This is a genomic window from Plantactinospora sp. B24E8, from assembly GCF_039871735.1.
In the GTDB taxonomy this organism is placed as follows: Bacteria; Actinomycetota; Actinomycetes; order Mycobacteriales; family Micromonosporaceae; genus Plantactinospora.
The window spans coordinates 116,258-131,749 of sequence record NZ_JBDPMH010000010.1 but is presented as its reverse complement, the minus strand read 5'-3'; the positions used below and the strand labels follow the sequence as shown (position 1 = coordinate 131,749).

Sequence of the window (15,492 nt, the reverse complement as noted above, 5' to 3'; positions counted from 1 at the left end):
GCGGGTCAGACCACCAGGCGGCGACGGAACCGGGCCCGGGCCAGCAGCCAGCCCGCCACCGCCCAGGCGGCCAGATAGAGCAGGTGACCCGGGACCGACCACTCCGGGGCGACCCCGAGGGCGGCGGCCCGACACAGGTCGACGCCGTGCCACAGCGGCGAGACGTACGCCAGCCAGCGCAGCACCAGCGGCAGCGACTCGACCGGGAAGAAGACCCCGGCGAAGAGGGTCATCGGGATCACCGCGAACCGGAACAGCAGCGCCAGATAGCTGTCGCTACGGACCGAGGCGCTGTAGGCGAAGACCGGGGTCGAGATCGACAGCCCGATCAACAGCACCAGCAGCGGCACGGCCAGCGCCCACGGCGAGTGCAGCGTGCCGAACAAGGCCGCGACCAGCAGGAACGCCAGACTGCTGGTGAGCACCCGGAACAGCACGAAGGCGAGGTGGCCGGCGAGGATGTCGCCCACCCGCAACGGGCTCGCCGCCTGCGCGAAGTAGATCTTGATCCACTCGAAGTTGCCCAGCACCGGCCAGGTCGACTCACCGACCGCCACCTGCAACGCCGTCGAGGCGATCAGGCCGGGCACGATGAAGTCGAGATACGAAACGCCGCCCACCCCGGAGTCGACGTACGCCCCGACGCCGAGCCCGAAGCCGAGCATGGTCAACAACGGCAGCAGGAACGACGAGAAGGCGCCCGCCCGCCAGGTCCGTCGGTAGGAGACGAGTCCGTACTCGAAGACCGCGAGCGCCGGAAAACGTCCCACCAGCCCGGCCCGCTCCACCCGGTTCTCCGCCAGCACCGCCATCTCAGTCCACCAACGTCCGGCCGGTCAGGTGCAGGAAGACGTCCTCCAGGCTGCTGCGCCGGACCAGCACACTGGCCGGGTTGAGCGCCCGGGCGTGCACCTCGGCCACCGCCGCGTCGCCGTCGGTCACGTAGAGCAGGATCCGGTCCGGCAGCACCTCGGTCCGCTCCCCGATCCCGGCCAGCTTCCCGGCGAAACTCTCCTGCGACTCGCCGGCGAACCGCAGCTCCACCACCTCCCGGGTGGAGTAGCGCTCGATCAGCGCGCGCGGCGAGCCCTCGGCGACGATCCGGCCCCCGTCCATCACCACCAGCCGGTCACAGAGCTGCTCGGCCTCGTCCATGTAGTGGGTGGTCAGGACCAGCGTGACACCCTGCTGCTTCAACCGGAACAGCCGCTCCCAGACCAGGTGCCGGGCCTGCGGGTCCAGCCCGGTCGTCGGCTCGTCGAGCAGCACGATGTCGGGCTCGTTGACCAGCGCCCGGGCGATGGTCAGCCGACGCTTCATCCCGCCGGAGAGCGGTTCCACCTTGCTGCCGGCCCGCTCCGCCAGCTGCACGAACTGCAGGAGTTCGGCCGCCCGCTCCCGGGCCACCCGACGCGGGATGCCGAAGTAGCGGGCGTACGTCGTCAGGTTCTCCTGGACGGTGAGCTCGGGGTCGAGGTTGTCCAGCTGCGGACAGACGCCGAGCCGGGCTCTGATCCGTGGGCCATCCCGGCGCGGGTCCATCCCCATGATCCGCAACTCGCCGCTGGTCGGCGGGGAGACACAACCGACCATCCGCATGGTCGAACTCTTGCCGGCACCGTTCGGCCCCAGGAACCCGAACGCCTCACCGGCCCGTACGTCGACGTCGATCCCGTCGACGGCGACGAAGTCGCCGAACCGTTTGACCAGCCCACGTGCCTGGATCAGCACCCCGTCGTTCGCCACGGCCCGACCCTAGCCCGGACCTGCGACACGGCCCACCGAGTTTCCCGCCGACCGGCCCGCGTGCCGGGTCTGCGCCGACCGGCTCAGACGTCGGGCGTGGCCTCGGCCCGGGCCGCCGCCACCAACTGGTCGGTCGCCTCGACCACCGCCGGATCCTCGGTCGACGTGCCGGGGTCGTAGCGGACCGTCCAGGTCAGGCCGTCGACGCCGGGCACCCGACGGGCCACCACCCGCACGCCGCCGCCGTCCGGCAGCCGGTGGTGCGTGGTGTACGCCACCGAACGGGTCACCCGGGTCCGTACCTGGTGCGGCACCTGGCCCGGATCGAGCAGCAGGTACGTCCGCACCTGCCCGTCGGCCTGCACCCGGTAGTCGACCCGCTCCCCGGCCGGCTCCGCCGGGGTGACCGACAGCTCCCGACCGGACCAGACCGCCTTGTGGATGTCGTGCCAGCCGAGCCGGCCGACGCCGCCCGGCAGCCACAGCCCCCGGTCGGTGACCACCACCGACTCCGCGCCGTCACCGACCCGGGCCCAGTCGAGGACCCGCTCGTCGCGGTCCAACGCCGGCCGCCGGTCGGCCGGCAACCGCCGACCCCGGGAGAACAGGTTGAACACCACCGGTCTACAGACCCCCCATCGCCTGCTCACGCAGGGCCCGCGCGTGCTGTTCGAGGGAGAGCAGCTCGCCGAAGAGCGCGAAGTACTCGTCCTTGTTCGCCGCCGGGTTGATCCGCTGCACCTTCGACTTCAGGTCCCGGATCCGGGCCGTCACCGCACCCCACTCCAGCCGGGCGAGGGTGATCGAGACGTACCGGGGATCGGGTTCGGTGTCGATCCGCAGCGGTTCGACGGCGAGTTCGCTGACCAGTGCCACCGCGGCCAGGTCGGCGCAGGCGTCCCGGACCGCCTCGATCCAGACCGCGCCGCCGGTCGCGGCCGCCGCCCCACCGGCCGTCTCCACCGCCGCCCGGACCACCTGGTGCACCGGGTGCTGGTAGACCTCGGGTGCGAGCGCGTCGAACATCGGACCGGCCAGTACCGGCACCTGCAGGGCCAGCTTCAACGCCTCGCGTTCCACCATGACCTGCGGGTTGTCCACCACCGGCGCGGGCGCGGCGGGCCGGGCCGGCGGGCCCGGCCGGTCACCCCGGGCCGGTGCCGCCGGGGCGTTGCGCAGCTCGTTCTCCGCGTTGCGGACCGCCCGCTGCACCGGCTCGATCTCCATCCCGAGGTCGCCGGCGAGCTTGCGGACGTACTCGGGGCGCTTCTCCCGGTCCTTGAGCTTGGCCACCAGCGGGGCCGCCCGGCGCATCGCCTCCACCCGGCCGTCGACGGTGTCCAGGTCGTACCGGTTGAGCACCTGACGCAGCGCGAAGTCGACCAGCGGCTCGCGGCGGGCGACCAGGTCACGCACCGCCAGGTCCCCCTTGGCCAGCCGCAGGTCACACGGGTCCATGTTGTCCGGGCTGACCGCGATGAAGGTACGACCGACGAACCGCTGGTCCTCCTCGAAGGCCCGCAGCGCCGCCTTCTGCCCGGCGGCGTCCCCGTCGAAGGTGAAGATGATCTCGCCGGCCACCGCGTCGGTGTCCATCAGCAGCCGGCGCAGTACGCCGATGTGGTCGGCGCCGAACGCGGTGCCACAGGTTGCCACCGCGGTCGGCACCCCGGCCAGGTGACAGGCCATCACGTCGGTGTAGCCCTCGACGATCACCGCCCGCCCCTGCCGGGCGATCTCCCGCTTGGCCTGTGAGATGCCGTAGAGCACATGCGACTTCTTGTAGATCGGCGTCTCGGGGGTGTTCAGGTACTTCGGGCCGTCGTCGTCGTCGAACAGCTTCCGGGCGCCGAAGCCGATCACGTCACCGGTCAGGTCCTTGATCGGCCAGAGCAGCCGACGCCGGAACCGGTCGATCAGCGAACCCGACCGCGCCTGCCGGGCCAGCCCGGCAGTGATCATCTCCTGCGCGGTGAAGCCCTTCTGCCGCAGGTGCTTCGTCAACGCGTCCCAGGCGTCCGGGGCGAACCCGCAGCCGTACGTCTGCGCCGCCGTCCGGTCGAAGCCGCGCTGGGCGAGGAACTCGCGGGCCGGCCGGGCGCCAGCGGTGCCGAGCTGGTCGGCGTAGAACTCGGCGGCGGCGGCGTGCGCGGCCACCAGCCGCTGCCGCTGGCCCTGCTGGGGGCGGACCGGCACCGGGCCGGCCTCGAGGTACCGGAGCTGGATGTTGGCCCGGTCGGCGAGTCGTTCGACCGACTCGATGAAGCTCAGGTGCTCGGCGTCCATCAGGAACTTGATGGCGTCGCCGCCAGCTCCGCACCCATGACAAAAATAGACATTTCGGGCAGGTGCCACGGTGAACGACGGGGTCTTCTCGTCGTGGAACGGGCACAGCCCCTTCAGGTTGCCGCCACCCGCGGACTTCAGCGTCACCGTCTCGGAGATGATGTCGGCGATCGAGGTGCGCTCCCGGACCAGCGCGATGTCCTCGTCCCGGATCCGCCCAGCCATCGTCCACCCCCTCGGGCGTACATCCTGCCCTGCCCGGAAGATCTCTCCGCCGAAGGGGTACCCGCCGGAGGGGCCGGGCGGTCGCCATCTGTTCACGGACCGGCCATCCGCGGTGACCGGTCGGGCGTCACCGGACGGCGAGTACCGCCGCCTCCTCCTCCGCCAGTCGGCGGTTCCAGTCGGCCTTGACCGCCCGCCAGCCCTCGTCGTCGTGACCCCGCCGCCAGTAACCGGAGATGGAGAGCATCTCCGGCGGCACCCGCAGGTCGACCCGGAGCAGTCGACGCAGTTCCCGGACGAACTGCGCCTCGCCGTGCACGAAGGCGTGCACGGCGCCGGCCGGCGGGTCCATCGACCGGACCGCCTCGACCAGGGCTTCGCCGACCGTACGTCGGCCCCGGTGCACCCAGACGATCTCGACCGCCCCGGCGGTGGTCAGCTCCTGCTCCTCGGCCCGGTCGGCGACCTCGACAAAAACCCGGGCCGGCGCGTCACGGGGCAGCCGCTCCAGGGCCACACCGATCGCCGGCAGGGCGCTCTCGTCCCCGACCAGCAGGTGCCAGTCGGCGGCCGGGCTCGGGGCGTAGCCGCCGCCCGGGCCACGGAACATCACCTGGTCGCCGGGGCGGGCGCGGGCCGCCCACGGGCCGGCGAGGCCCTCGTCGCCGTGGTACACGAAGTCCAGGGTCAGTTCCCGGACCGCCGGATCCCAGGCCCGGACGGTGTACGTCCGCAGGCGGGGCCACTGGTGCCGGGGCAGCTCACGACGGATGAGGTCGAGGTCGCACGGCTGCGGGTAGTGCACGCCCGGCGGCGGGAAGAGCAGCTTGACGTAGTGGTCGGTGTAGCTGTCGGCGGTGAATCCGTCGAGTCCGTCCCCACCCAGGACCACCCGGATCATGTGTGGCGTGATCCAGCTGGTCCGCAGTACCGTGGCGTACCTGACCCGAGCCCCACTCCTACCCTCCGGCATTAGCTTAGGCTAACCTGATCGACCGCCGATCGTCGCCCGGAGAGGCCGAGGTCACCCGTACCCACCGTCCGGACGACCTCTTCCGCCGCACACCGGCACGGCTAGGCTGTGACTGCCACGGACCACCACGTCCGGGACGGTGGGACGATCAGCTTCTGGGGAGAGGTCATGGGCCAGGGCGTACGCGTACAGGAGTTGCCGGGCATCGGCAAGCGGTTCGACATCGACCTCGGGCACAGCGACGACCGGATCTCGATCGTGGTACGTCGGGACGGCGCGCGGGACCTCTACGTCTTCAACAACCGCTCGGACGAGCCGGCCGCGGTCATCGACCTCACCGAGGAACAGGCCCGCAAGGTCGGCGCCGTTCTCTCCGGCACCTTCTTCGCCTGAGCCGCCGTGCACGCTGATCTCATCGGCTTCGGCGCCCTCGTCCTGGTCGCCGGACTGCTGGCCCGTGCCGGACGACGGGTGGGCCTGCCCAGTGTCCCCTTCTACATGCTCACCGGCATCCTGCTCGGCCCGGCCACCCCCGGGCCGGTCCTGGTCGCCCATCCCGAGGACCTCGCCCTGCTCGCCTCCGTCGGGCTGGTCCTGCTGCTGTTCAACCTCGGCGTCGAGTTCCCGGTCCAGCAGGTCTTCGGCAGCGGGCGACGGCTCTTCATCGCCGCCGCCTGCTCCATCGGGCTCAACGTCGGTGCCGGCCTCGGATTCGGGTTCGCCCTCGGCTGGGGCAGCCGGGAAGCGTTCGTGGTCGCCGGCGCGTTGGGCATCTCGTCGTCGGCGATCGCCACCAAACTGCTGATCGAGCTGCGTCGGCTGGCGAACGCCGAAACCCCGATCATCCTCGGCATCATCGTGATCGAGGATCTGTTCCTCGCCTTCTACCTGGCACTGCTCTCCCCCATCCTGGCCGGGGCCAGCACGCCGGCGGACATCGCCCTGCACATCGGCATGAGCTTCGGCTACCTGGTGCTGCTCGTCCTGGTGGCCCGGTTCGGTGCCCGGGCCATCGGCTGGCTGATCGGCAGTCACGAGGACGAGCTGCTGGCGATCCTGATGTTCGGCCTGGTCGTCCTGGTCGCCGGTCTCTCCGCCGAGGTCGGCGTCTCGGACGCGATCGGCGCGCTGATGGTCGGGCTGGTGGTCGCCCGCACCGCCGTACGGGAACGGGTGGAACGGCTGGTCCTGCCGCTACGGGACGTCTTCGCCGCGGTCTTCTTCGTCGCCTTCGGGCTGAGTATCGACGTGGGCGCGTTCGGCGTGGTGGCCGTACCGGTGGCGATCGCGGTGCTGATCACCCTCGTGGTCAACGTCGGCTCCGGGCTGATCACCGCCTCGCTGTTCGGCTTCAACCAGCGGGGTGCGGCGAACGTCGGGCTGACCGTGCTCGGCCGGGGCGAGTTCTCGCTGATCCTCGCCACCCTGGCGCTCGGCGCCGGGCTGAACTCCCGGATCGGGCCGTTCGTCGCGCTGTACGTGCTGATCCTCGCGGTACTCAGCCCGATGCTCGCGGCGCAGTCCCGCTACCTGGCCCGGTTCATCCCGGACCAGCTGCTCCGGCACCGCTGGCGGTACGTCCGGGAGGAGACGATGAGCACCGCCTGCCCGCACTTCGACCGGATCCAGATCACCGAGACCGACACCGACGTCTGCCCGCAGTGCGTGGAGTCCGGGGACGACTGGGTCCACCTGCGGATGTGTCTGACCTGCGGTACGGTCGCCTGCTGCGACGACTCGGTGAACAAGCACGCGACCGCGCACTTCGAGGAGACCGGACACCCGCTGATCCGGTCCATCGAGCCGCACGAGGACTGGCGGTACTGCTACCTCGACGGTTCCCTGGTCCGGGAACCGATCGGCCCCCGCCCGAGCGTCGAGTCGTCCTGACGCGGCGGGCGGGGCAGTCCCGGCCGGCGCCGGAACGCGGGGCCGCGCCAACCGGACCACCGGGCCGCGCCAACCGGTCACCCGGGCGACACCGACGACACCGGCCCGGTTACGGGCCGGCTTCGGCGGGCAGCAGGTGGCTCACCTCCGGTATGCCCTCCACATGTCGCAGCGCGCGCAGCTCGGCGGCCTGGTCCGCCTTGGTCAACCGACCGCCGTGCTGCCGGAGGTGCTCGTCCCAGGAGGCCAGTTCGTAGACCTCGTGGTAGCGGTCCGCCGTCTCGCCGGCCCGGTACAGGCCCCAGCGCAGCGCCCCGGTCCGTTGCCGGGCGGCCCGGACGTCCTCCATCGCCGAGACGAACCGTTCGCGTTCCTCCTCCCGCACGGTGTAGGTCAGGATCACCACGACCGGTCCGACGCTCGGATCCGGCTCGTCGACCAGGTCGAGTTCCGGCCAGTGCGTGGCCGGGTCCTTCTCGACCGCCCGCAGGTCGGGCAGTGGCCAGATCCGGACCGTGAAGGCGCCCGCGACCATGAGCAGGCCGGCGACGACGTGGGCGAGCACCAGGCTGGTCGTGTCCGCGACGACACCCCAGGCGAGTGCGCCGAGCGCCTGACCGCCGGCGAAGACCACCTGGTAGACGGCGAGGCCACGGGCACGTACCCAGCCGGGGAGGAAGAGCTGCATCTCGGCGTTGAGGTTGGAGAGCACCGTCACCCAGGCCAGACCGGCCGGTACCAGCGCGATCAGCACCACGGCCTCGATTTCGACCGCCACCACGACCAGCATGGCGATCCCGTACGTCACCCCGGCGATCAGCAGGAACTTGTTCGGGGAGAGCCGGGACCGGACCCAGGGCAGCACCAGACCGCCGATGACCGCGCCGACGCCGAGCGCCGCGAGCAGGACGCCGTACCCGCCGGAGCCGAGTCCGAGTTCCTGGTTGGCGACCAGTGGCAGCAGTGCCCAGAGCGCGCTGCCGGGGATCAGGAAGAGCAGGGCCCGCAGCAGCAGCCGCTGCACGATCGGCGAGTGCCGGACGTACCGGCCGCCGGCGCGCAGCGCGGCGGTGAACCGCTCGGGCACCTCCACCGAGCGGGCCTTGCCGGGCCGCCAGCGGATCAGGACAAACGCGAAGAAGAGGAAGGCCAGGGTGTTGAGGGCGAAGACCAGCGGTACGCCGGTCCAGGCGATCAGCAGACCGGCCACCGCCGGCCCGACCGAGCGGGCCGCGTTGACGCTGATCGAGCCGAGCCCGGAGGCGGACTGCAGCAGCGTGCGGGGGACCAGGTCCGGGATGATCGCGGCCCAGGCCGGCAGGGTCAGCGCCTGCCCGACCCCGAACGCGAAGGTGAGGGTGAGCAGCAGCGCCGGTGGCATCCGGGCGGTGGAGGTGAGCAGGGTGAGCGCCACCCCGACCCCGACCACAAAAAACTGTACGGAGATCAGCAGCCGCCGCCGGTCGAGGGTGTCGGCGAGCGCCCCGGCGGGCAGGGCGAGCAGCAGGATCGGCAGCATGCTCGCGGTCTGCACCAGGGAGACCAGGGTGGAGGCGTTCGGTTGCTCGATCAGCAGCCACTGCGCGCCGACGGTCTGCATCCAGGTGCCGATGTTGGCGACGAGCATCGCCACCCACAGGTTCCGGTACGCCGCCACCTTCAGCGGCGCGAGCGCTGACGGTGGCGGCTCGGCGGAGGCCGGTCCGGCGCTGACCATCGGTGCGCGTCACCACCGTCCGTCGGCGCGCAGCACCCGCTGGCCGGAGACGTAGAGGTCGTCGGCGGTGAGCAGGAGCAGCCGTACGACCTCGGTCGCCACCTGCTCGGGCAGCGCGAAGATCGTGTCGAGGAAGTCGGCGCCGACCCGTTCCTGGAGCCGGGTGTGCATCGGACCGGGATGGATCTCCATGACCTTGATGCTGTTCGTCCCCTGCGCTTCCGCCAGCGACTCGACCAGACTGGTGCCGAAGCTCTTCGTCGCCCGGTAGAGCGGGATCCCGGGCCGGGGGATGTCGGTGGCCAACGCGCTGACGTAGACGACGTTGCCGTACCCCTGCCCGCGCATCCGGATCAGCGTCTCGCGGAGCAGGATCGCGGTGCCGAGTACGTTCACCTCGATCGCCCGACGGATCATCTCCGGGGCGAGGTCCTCCAGTGCCCCGCCGGCCCACATCGCGGCACAGTGGGCCAGGCCGTCGATCGGGCCGTACCGGCCGACAACCTCCGCCAGGGTGTCGCTGACCTGGTTCGGGTCGGAGATGTCGCAGACGATGCCGTCGCAGCCGAGTTCGTCCCGGGCCTGGGAGACCTCCGTGGCCACGTTGCCGATGATCACCACCCGGTGGTCGGCGGCGAGGATCCGGGCCACCTCCAGGCCGAGGCCGCTGGTCCCGCCGTCCACCACGAATGTCCTGGGATCCATGGGCACACTCCAGCTCCCTGTCGACGACGCCGTCCTATCAAGGAGGGTTACACCTGCGGGGCGGCCGTGCGGCCATGATCGGCCAATCGACGCGGCCCCCGCCGGCAGGAAGGGCGCCTTCCTGTCGTTTCCGTACCAGACGGGCTGCTCCCCACACCTGTCCGGGTCGCGGCGCGACCGGCGGGGCGGCTCAGCCAGCGGTGAGGCGTTGGTGCCAGGTGACCGCGGCCGGGTCGGTGAGCGAGGCGACCTGGTCGACGACCACCCGCAGCCGGCCGCTGTCGTCCGGTGCCGCCTTCCAGAGCGGCGCGAAGACCGGGTCGAGTGCGTCCGGCGCGCGTACGCAGAGTGCCTCGACCAGCTCGGTCAGGATCTCTCGCTGCCGGGTGTACCAGCTCTCGGCGCCGGGACGCCGCATCACGTACCGCAGCGCCATCCCCTTGAGCAGGGCGCACTCGGCGCGGATCCGCCGGGGCACCACCAGTTCGGCGGCGTACCGGCGCAGCGGGCCGGTGCCGTGCCGCTGCTCGGTGGCGGTGATCGCCGCGGCGACGAAACGCCCGGTCAGCACGCTGGTGGTCGCCTTGAGCGCGGCCAGCGCCCGATGGCTGCCGTCGTAGTCGGCGAGTGGGGCGAGCAGCGGGTCGTCGAGCAACTCGGCCAGCACCCCGGCCAGGTAGTCGGCGGACTCGGTCGAGTAGCGCCCGGCGACGTCGGCGCAGAGCGCGGCCCGCTCGTCGAGGTCGGCCCGCAGTGGTGACAGCCGCAGGTAGCCGCCGTGGATGCCGTCCTCGACGTCGTGCACCGAGTACGCCACGTCGTCGGCCCAGTCCATCACCTGGGCCTCCAGGCAGCGGGTCTCGCCGTCCGGGGCGCCCCGGCGCAGCCAGGCGAAGGTGTCCAGGTCGTCGGCGTACACCCCGAACTTGCGTCGGCCGGTCTGGCGGGGCCAGGGGTACTTGCAGACGGCGTCGAGCGCGGCCCGGGTCAGGTTGAGCCCGACGGAGGCGCCGTCCGGCCCGTACACCTTGGCTTCCAGCCGGGTCAGCACCCGGAGCGTCTGGGCGTTGCCCTCGAAGCCGCCACAGTCGGCGGCCAGTACGTCCAGCGCGTCCTCGCCGTTGTGTCCGAACGGCGGGTGTCCGAGGTCGTGGGCGAGTCCGGCCACGTCGACGATGTCCGGGTCGCAGCCGAGCCGGCCGCCCATCTCGCGGGCGATCTGCGCGACCTCCAACGAGTGGGTGAGCCGGGTGCGGAGGAAGTCGTCGGTGCCGGCGGTGTGCACCTGGGTCTTGGCGGCGAGCCGCCGGAACGCCGCCGAGTGCAGGACCCGGGCCCGGTCCCGCTGGTACGGGCCGCGTCCGTAGCCGGTGTCCTTCGGTGCCTCGGCCACCCGGCGTTCCGCGTCACCGTCCGGGTCCGGGGCGGCCTGCCGAACCGTGCCGACCGTCGTCACCGGCCCCGCCGGCGACCGCTGGCACCACACCGCACACCGCGGGACCGGGCGTCGCCAGCGGCCCGCCGGGTGCCGTCGACGCCGCGCCGCACGTCTGACGGCCGGTGGTCGCCGTGGTGTCGGTCAGCTCCGCTGGGCGAGCACACAGAACTCGTTGCCCTCCGGGTCGGCCAGCACGGTCCAGGTGTCGTCCGGCGACTGCCCGACGTCGACGTGTCGGGCGCCCATGTCGACCAGCCGTTCGACCTCGGCCTCCCGGTCGGCCGGGCGGAGGTCGATGTGTAGTCGGTTCTTCGTCTCCTTGTGCTCCGGAACCGGTACGAAGACCAGGCCGGGCAGCACGTCCGGGGCGCGGCGGATCTCCACCTCGTCGGGCAGCTCGTTGACGATCTGGTAGCCGAGGGCCTCGGCCCACCAGCGTGCGAGGCGGGCCGGATCGGCCGCGTCGACCACCAGGTTCTCCCACACGCTGCCCATCGGCCAAACCTCCGTCAGGCGGGAAACAGGATCCGCGTGCCGCTCAGGTTACGCCTGGCCGCCGACAGCGGAGAGCCATCCGGAGCCCGACACTCCCGGCGATCCCGCGCCGCCGGCGACCCGCGACGGCCGAACAGCCGGGAGTTGCCCACGCCCCACAACCGCCGAACAGCCGAGAGTTGCCGAACGATCGCCGGTGGCTACCGTCCCCCTCGCCACGCATGGCCGGGTGTAACGTGCCGGGGGCGGAAGGTGACCATCCAGCGACGTCGGCCCATATCCACGGGCCGGCGGCGTCCCGACCGTCGGCACATCCCCTGCTCAGCGGCACCGGACACACACCCGAAGGAGAAGAGACCAGTGAACGCTGACGCCGCTCTGCTGGCCGAACTGCACCGGCTGCGCCGCGCGGTGCCGGAGATGTCCGGCGCAGTCCTGGCCGCCGTCGACGGCCTGCTGGTCGCCGGCATCCTGCCCGGCGGCGACCCACACCACGTCGCCGCGCTCTCCGCGGCGAACCTCGGCATCGCCGACCGGTTCGCCCGGCTCGCCGGTCACGGCCCGGTGGCCGAGTCGGTGGTCCGGGGCGCCGACGGGTACGTGGTCACCTACCCGGCCGGCGCGGAGGCGATCCTGACCACGATCGCCGGTACCGGGGCCGACCTGGACCGGCTGCACGCCGAGGCCCGGCCGGCCGCCCAGCGACTCGGCGCGCTCTGGGACGCCGTACGACGGCCGACCGTGGCGACCGCGATCCCGCCGACCACCGACCCGGCCGCACCGCTCGCCACCCGTACGCCGATGGCGACGCTGCCGGCCGGGCTGTGGTCGGAGTCGGGCGGCTGGCGCTCCCCCGGTCGGGAGTGACCCCCGGACGCCCAGGGGACCGCGTTGTTTGTCCGGGCGGCAGTCCCCGCCGAGGAGATCCAGCGGGTGCTGCCCGGTGTCCGGGTGGTGAAGACCCTCGACACCATCGGGCCGGCCGTCGTCCGGGGCTGGCGGGCCGTCGTCCGGGGCTGACGGGCCGTCGTCCGGGGCTGGCGGCGGATCAGCCCGGGACCGGCTGACAGATCGGCCGTCGCCCCGTCCCGAGGGCGAGGAGCGGCCGTGGGTGGATCGTCAGCGGCTGTCGGAACCGGCCGAACTGAGCACCGCCCGACCGGCCTCCAGCCGGGCCACCGGCACCCGGAACGGCGAACAGGAGACGTAGTCGAGGCCGACGGAGTGGAAGAAGTGCACCGACTCCGGGTCGCCACCGTGCTCGCCGCAGACCCCGAGCTTGAGCCCGGGCCGGGCGGCCCGCCCCTCCTCGGCGGCGATCCGGACCAGCCGGCCGACCCCGTCGGCGTCGATCGACTCGAACGGTGAGATGCCGAAGATGCCCAACTCCAGGTAGCGCCAGAAGAACGCGCCCTCGACGTCGTCGCGGGAGAAGCCCCAGGCCATCTGGGTCAGGTCGTTCGTGCCGAAGGAGAAGAACTCGGCCGCCTCGGCGATCTGGCCGGCGGTCAGGGCCGCCCGGGGCACCTCGATCATCGTGCCGATCAGCACCTCGACGGGCTGTTCCCGGGTCACGTCGGCAATGATCTTCTCGGCTTCGGCGCGTACCGTCTCCAACTCCTGCACCGCGCCGACCAGCGGGACCATGATCTCCGGCTTGGGGTCGCCGCCGGCCTTGGCGCACTCCACCGCCGCCTCGACGATCGCCCGGACCTGCATCGCGAACAGACCGGGGATGACCAGGCCGAGGCGTACGCCGCGCAGGCCCAGCATCGGGTTCTGCTCGTGCATCCGGCGGACCGCGCTGAGCAGTTGCTCGTCCCGGGCCGCGTCCTCGCCGCGCTCGTGGGCGACCGCCACGTGCACCGCGAGCTCCTCCAGCGAGGGCAGGAACTCGTGCAGCGGCGGGTCGATCAGCCGTACCGTCACCGGCTGTCCGTCCATGGCCCGGAAGATCTCCGCGAAGTCCGACCGCTGCAGCGGCAGCAGTTCGGCGAGCGCGGCCTGCCGGTCGGCGTCGGTGGCGGCCAGGATCAGCCGCTCGACCAGTTCCCGCCGGTCGCCGAGGAACATGTGCTCGGTGCGGCACAGGCCGACCCCCTCGGCGCCGAACCGCCGGGCCCGGGCCGCGTCCGCACCGGTGTCGGCGTTTGCCCGGATCCCCAGCCGCCGTCGGGCGTCGGCGTGCGACATGATCCGGTGTACGGCGACGACCAGCGGATCGTCGGAGTGTTCCGGGGCCAGTTCACCCTCGAAGTAGCGGACCACCTCGGACGGCCAGACCGGCACCTCGCCGAGGTAGATCCGGCCGGTGGTGCCGTCGATGGAGACCACGTCGCCCTCGTTGACGGTCTGACCGTCCACGGTGAACCGCCGCTCCGGGACGTTGACGTCGAGGGCGTCGGCGCCGCAGACACAGGTCTTGCCCATCCCCCGGGCCACCACGGCGGCGTGGCTGGTCTTGCCGCCCCGGGAGGTGAGGATGCCCCGGGCGGCGACCATGCCGGGCAGGTCGTCGGGATGGGTCTCCCGACGGACCAGGATCACCGCGTCCCTGGCGTTGGCGAGTTCCACGGCCCGCTGGCTGTCGAAGACCACCTTGCCGACCGCGGCGCCGGGCGAGGCGCCGATACCCGAGGCCATCGGCTTCAGCTCGTCGGTGAGCCGGAACCGGGGGAACATCAGCTGGGCGAGCTGGTCGCCGTTGACCCGGTGCAGCGCCTCGTCGAGGTCGATCAGGCCCTCGTCGACCAGTTGGGCGGCGATCACGAACGCGGCGGCGGCGGTCCGCTTGCCGACCCGGGTCTGCAGCATCCACAGTTTGCCGCGTTCGATGGTGAACTCGATGTCACAGAGGTCCCGGTAGTGCTCCTCCAGCCGGGCCATGATGGCGAGCAGTTCGTCGTACGCCGGTTTGTTCAGCTCCGCGAGCTGTTGCAGCGGTACGGTGTTGCGGATCCCGGCGACCACGTCCTCGCCCTGGGCGTTGGCCAGGTAGTCGCCGTAGATGCCCTGCGCCCCGCTGGCCGGGTCGCGGGTGAAGGCGACGCCGGTGCCGGAGTCCGGGCCGAGGTTGCCGAAGACCATGCTGCAGACGTTGACCGCGGTGCCGAGGTCGGCGGGGATCCGTTCCTGGCGGCGGTAGAGCACGGCCCGTTCGGCGTTCCACGACTCGAAGACCGCGTTGATCGCGAGTTCGAGCTGTTCGAGGGGCTGCTGCGGGAACTCCCGCCCGGTGTGCTTGACGAAGATCTTCTTGTAGGTGCCGACCAGTGCGCGCAGGTCGTCCGCGTCGAGGTCGAGGTCGCTGGTGGTGCCCTTGGCCCGCTTGCACTCCTCCAGCGCGTGTTCGAACTCCTCGCCCGGTACGTCGCAGACCGTCTTGCCGAACATCTGGATCAGTCGGCGGTAGGAGTCCCAGGCGAACCGGTGGTTACCGCCGGCCTGCCGGGCCAGCCCCTCGACGCTGCTGTCGTTGAGTCCGACGTTGAGCACCGTCTCCATCATCCCGGGCATGGAGAACTTGGCGCCGGAGCGGACCGAGACGAGCAGCGGGTCGGCGGGGTCGCCCAGGCGCCGCCCCATCGCCTCCTCCAGCGTGCCGAGGTGTGCGGTGATCTCCTCGGCGAGTCCGGCCGGTCGGGCACCGGTGGCCAGGTAGGCCTGGCAGGCCTCGGTGGTGATGGTGAAGCCGGGCGGTACGGGCAGCCCGAGATTGGTCATCTCGGCCAGGTTGGCACCCTTGCCACCCAGAAGGTCCTTCAGGTCCTTGTTGCCCTCGGTGAAGTCGTAGACGTACTTCCGGTCCGCCGTCTGCTGCGATGCCACGGAGCCTCCTACCCGCGTCGTTCCACACTGAACGATGGTTTAGCCGCTCTCCAGGTACCCCGGTGACGGTCGTCCGTACCAGGGCAACCGCTGGCGCTGTGGGGCGAAGGTTAGGCGACGCGGGGCCCTACGGGAGCTTTCGGTGACAATGTGCACAGCTGCGAGGGCTGTCCGTGTTCGCGAGGTTGT

14 protein-coding genes are annotated in these 15,492 nt (G+C 71.7%); 4 read left to right on the top strand and 10 right to left on the bottom strand.

Translation table 11 applies throughout. The features are described 5' to 3' along the window. Positions 1-5: 5 nt before the first annotated feature. From ABGB21_RS17650 to ABGB21_RS17630, 5 genes are all read right to left on the bottom strand, one after another. On the bottom strand, positions 6-812 hold the full coding sequence (locus tag ABGB21_RS17650) for an ABC transporter permease (RefSeq protein ID WP_347653998.1): 807 nt from the start codon (positions 810-812) through the stop codon (positions 6-8). Position 813: 1 nt separating this feature from the next. After that, positions 814-1,746 (bottom strand): ABC transporter ATP-binding protein, encoded by a 933-nt coding sequence (locus tag ABGB21_RS17645; protein ID WP_347654000.1) that lies wholly within the window; start codon positions 1,744-1,746, stop codon positions 814-816. Between the two features lie 83 nt (positions 1,747-1,829). Beyond that, positions 1,830-2,309: a hypothetical protein gene (locus ABGB21_RS17640; protein WP_347654150.1), complete on the bottom strand. Its 480-nt coding sequence runs from the start codon at positions 2,307-2,309 to the stop codon at positions 1,830-1,832. A gap of 61 nt (positions 2,310-2,370) precedes the next feature. Beyond that, positions 2,371-4,257, bottom strand: a complete 1,887-nt coding sequence (dnaG, locus tag ABGB21_RS17635) for a DNA primase (protein ID WP_347654002.1) — start codon at positions 4,255-4,257, stop codon at positions 2,371-2,373. Positions 4,258-4,384: 127 nt separating this feature from the next. Further along, positions 4,385-5,230, bottom strand: coding sequence for a siderophore-interacting protein (locus ABGB21_RS17630; RefSeq protein ID WP_347654003.1), 846 nt, complete (start codon positions 5,228-5,230; stop codon positions 4,385-4,387). Positions 5,231-5,338: 108 nt separating this feature from the next. Here ABGB21_RS17630 and ABGB21_RS17625 point away from each other — a divergent pair, with 108 nt between their 5' ends. Together ABGB21_RS17625 and ABGB21_RS17620 are read left to right on the top strand one after the other, a co-directional pair. Then, positions 5,339-5,623 carry a potassium transporter TrkA gene (locus ABGB21_RS17625; RefSeq protein ID WP_347654005.1) on the top strand — a complete coding sequence of 95 codons (285 nt, stop codon included), beginning with the start codon at positions 5,339-5,341 and terminating at the stop codon, positions 5,621-5,623. Positions 5,624-5,629: 6 nt separating this feature from the next. After that, positions 5,630-7,120 carry a cation:proton antiporter gene (locus ABGB21_RS17620; protein WP_347654007.1) on the top strand — a complete coding sequence of 497 codons (1,491 nt, stop codon included), beginning with the start codon at positions 5,630-5,632 and terminating at the stop codon, positions 7,118-7,120. Between the two features lie 109 nt (positions 7,121-7,229). Here ABGB21_RS17620 and ABGB21_RS17615 read toward each other — a convergent pair whose 3' ends face one another. The 4 genes from ABGB21_RS17615 to ABGB21_RS17600 form a co-directional block, all read right to left on the bottom strand. Continuing rightward, complete coding sequence (locus ABGB21_RS17615; protein ID WP_347654008.1) at positions 7,230-8,837, bottom strand: MFS transporter; 1,608 nt, start codon at positions 8,835-8,837, stop codon at positions 7,230-7,232. A gap of 9 nt (positions 8,838-8,846) precedes the next feature. Continuing rightward, positions 8,847-9,542 carry an SDR family oxidoreductase gene (locus ABGB21_RS17610; RefSeq protein ID WP_347678563.1) on the bottom strand — a complete coding sequence of 232 codons (696 nt, stop codon included), beginning with the start codon at positions 9,540-9,542 and terminating at the stop codon, positions 8,847-8,849. A 190-nt stretch (positions 9,543-9,732) separates the two neighbouring features. Then, positions 9,733-10,998 (bottom strand): deoxyguanosinetriphosphate triphosphohydrolase, encoded by a 1,266-nt coding sequence (locus tag ABGB21_RS17605; protein WP_347654010.1) that lies wholly within the window; start codon positions 10,996-10,998, stop codon positions 9,733-9,735. A 123-nt stretch (positions 10,999-11,121) separates the two neighbouring features. Beyond that, positions 11,122-11,475 carry a VOC family protein gene (locus tag ABGB21_RS17600; RefSeq protein ID WP_347654012.1) on the bottom strand — a complete coding sequence of 118 codons (354 nt, stop codon included), beginning with the start codon at positions 11,473-11,475 and terminating at the stop codon, positions 11,122-11,124. Between the two features lie 360 nt (positions 11,476-11,835). Here ABGB21_RS17600 and ABGB21_RS17595 point away from each other — a divergent pair, with 360 nt between their 5' ends. Both ABGB21_RS17595 and ABGB21_RS17590 read left to right on the top strand, forming a co-directional pair. Next, positions 11,836-12,342 carry a roadblock/LC7 domain-containing protein gene (locus ABGB21_RS17595; protein ID WP_347654014.1) on the top strand — a complete coding sequence of 169 codons (507 nt, stop codon included), beginning with the start codon at positions 11,836-11,838 and terminating at the stop codon, positions 12,340-12,342. A 24-nt stretch (positions 12,343-12,366) separates the two neighbouring features. After that, positions 12,367-12,495: a hypothetical protein gene (locus ABGB21_RS17590; protein ID WP_347678561.1), complete on the top strand. Its 129-nt coding sequence runs from the start codon at positions 12,367-12,369 to the stop codon at positions 12,493-12,495. A gap of 99 nt (positions 12,496-12,594) precedes the next feature. Here ABGB21_RS17590 and ppdK read toward each other — a convergent pair whose 3' ends face one another. Continuing rightward, a complete protein-coding gene (gene ppdK, locus ABGB21_RS17585) occupies positions 12,595-15,303 on the bottom strand; it encodes a pyruvate, phosphate dikinase (RefSeq protein WP_347678559.1) in 2,709 nt (902 codons plus the stop codon). Between the last annotated feature and the right edge of the window lie 189 nt (positions 15,304-15,492).

Bases quoted from the DNA above. Each gene is read 5' to 3' on its own strand.
- ABGB21_RS17650 (WP_347653998.1), bottom strand. From the start codon at position 812: ATGGCGGTGCTGGCGGAGAACCGGGTGGAGCGGGCCGGGCTGGTGGGA.
- dnaG (WP_347654002.1), bottom strand. From the start codon at position 4,257: ATGGCTGGGCGGATCCGGGACGAGGACATCGCGCTGGTCCGGGAGCGC.
- ABGB21_RS17630 (WP_347654003.1), bottom strand. From the start codon at position 5,230: ATGCCGGAGGGTAGGAGTGGGGCTCGGGTCAGGTACGCCACGGTACTG.
- ABGB21_RS17615 (WP_347654008.1), bottom strand. From the start codon at position 8,837: ATGGTCAGCGCCGGACCGGCCTCCGCCGAGCCGCCACCGTCAGCGCTC.
- ABGB21_RS17610 (WP_347678563.1), bottom strand. From the start codon at position 9,542: ATGGATCCCAGGACATTCGTGGTGGACGGCGGGACCAGCGGCCTCGGC.
- ABGB21_RS17600 (WP_347654012.1), bottom strand. From the start codon at position 11,475: ATGGGCAGCGTGTGGGAGAACCTGGTGGTCGACGCGGCCGATCCGGCC.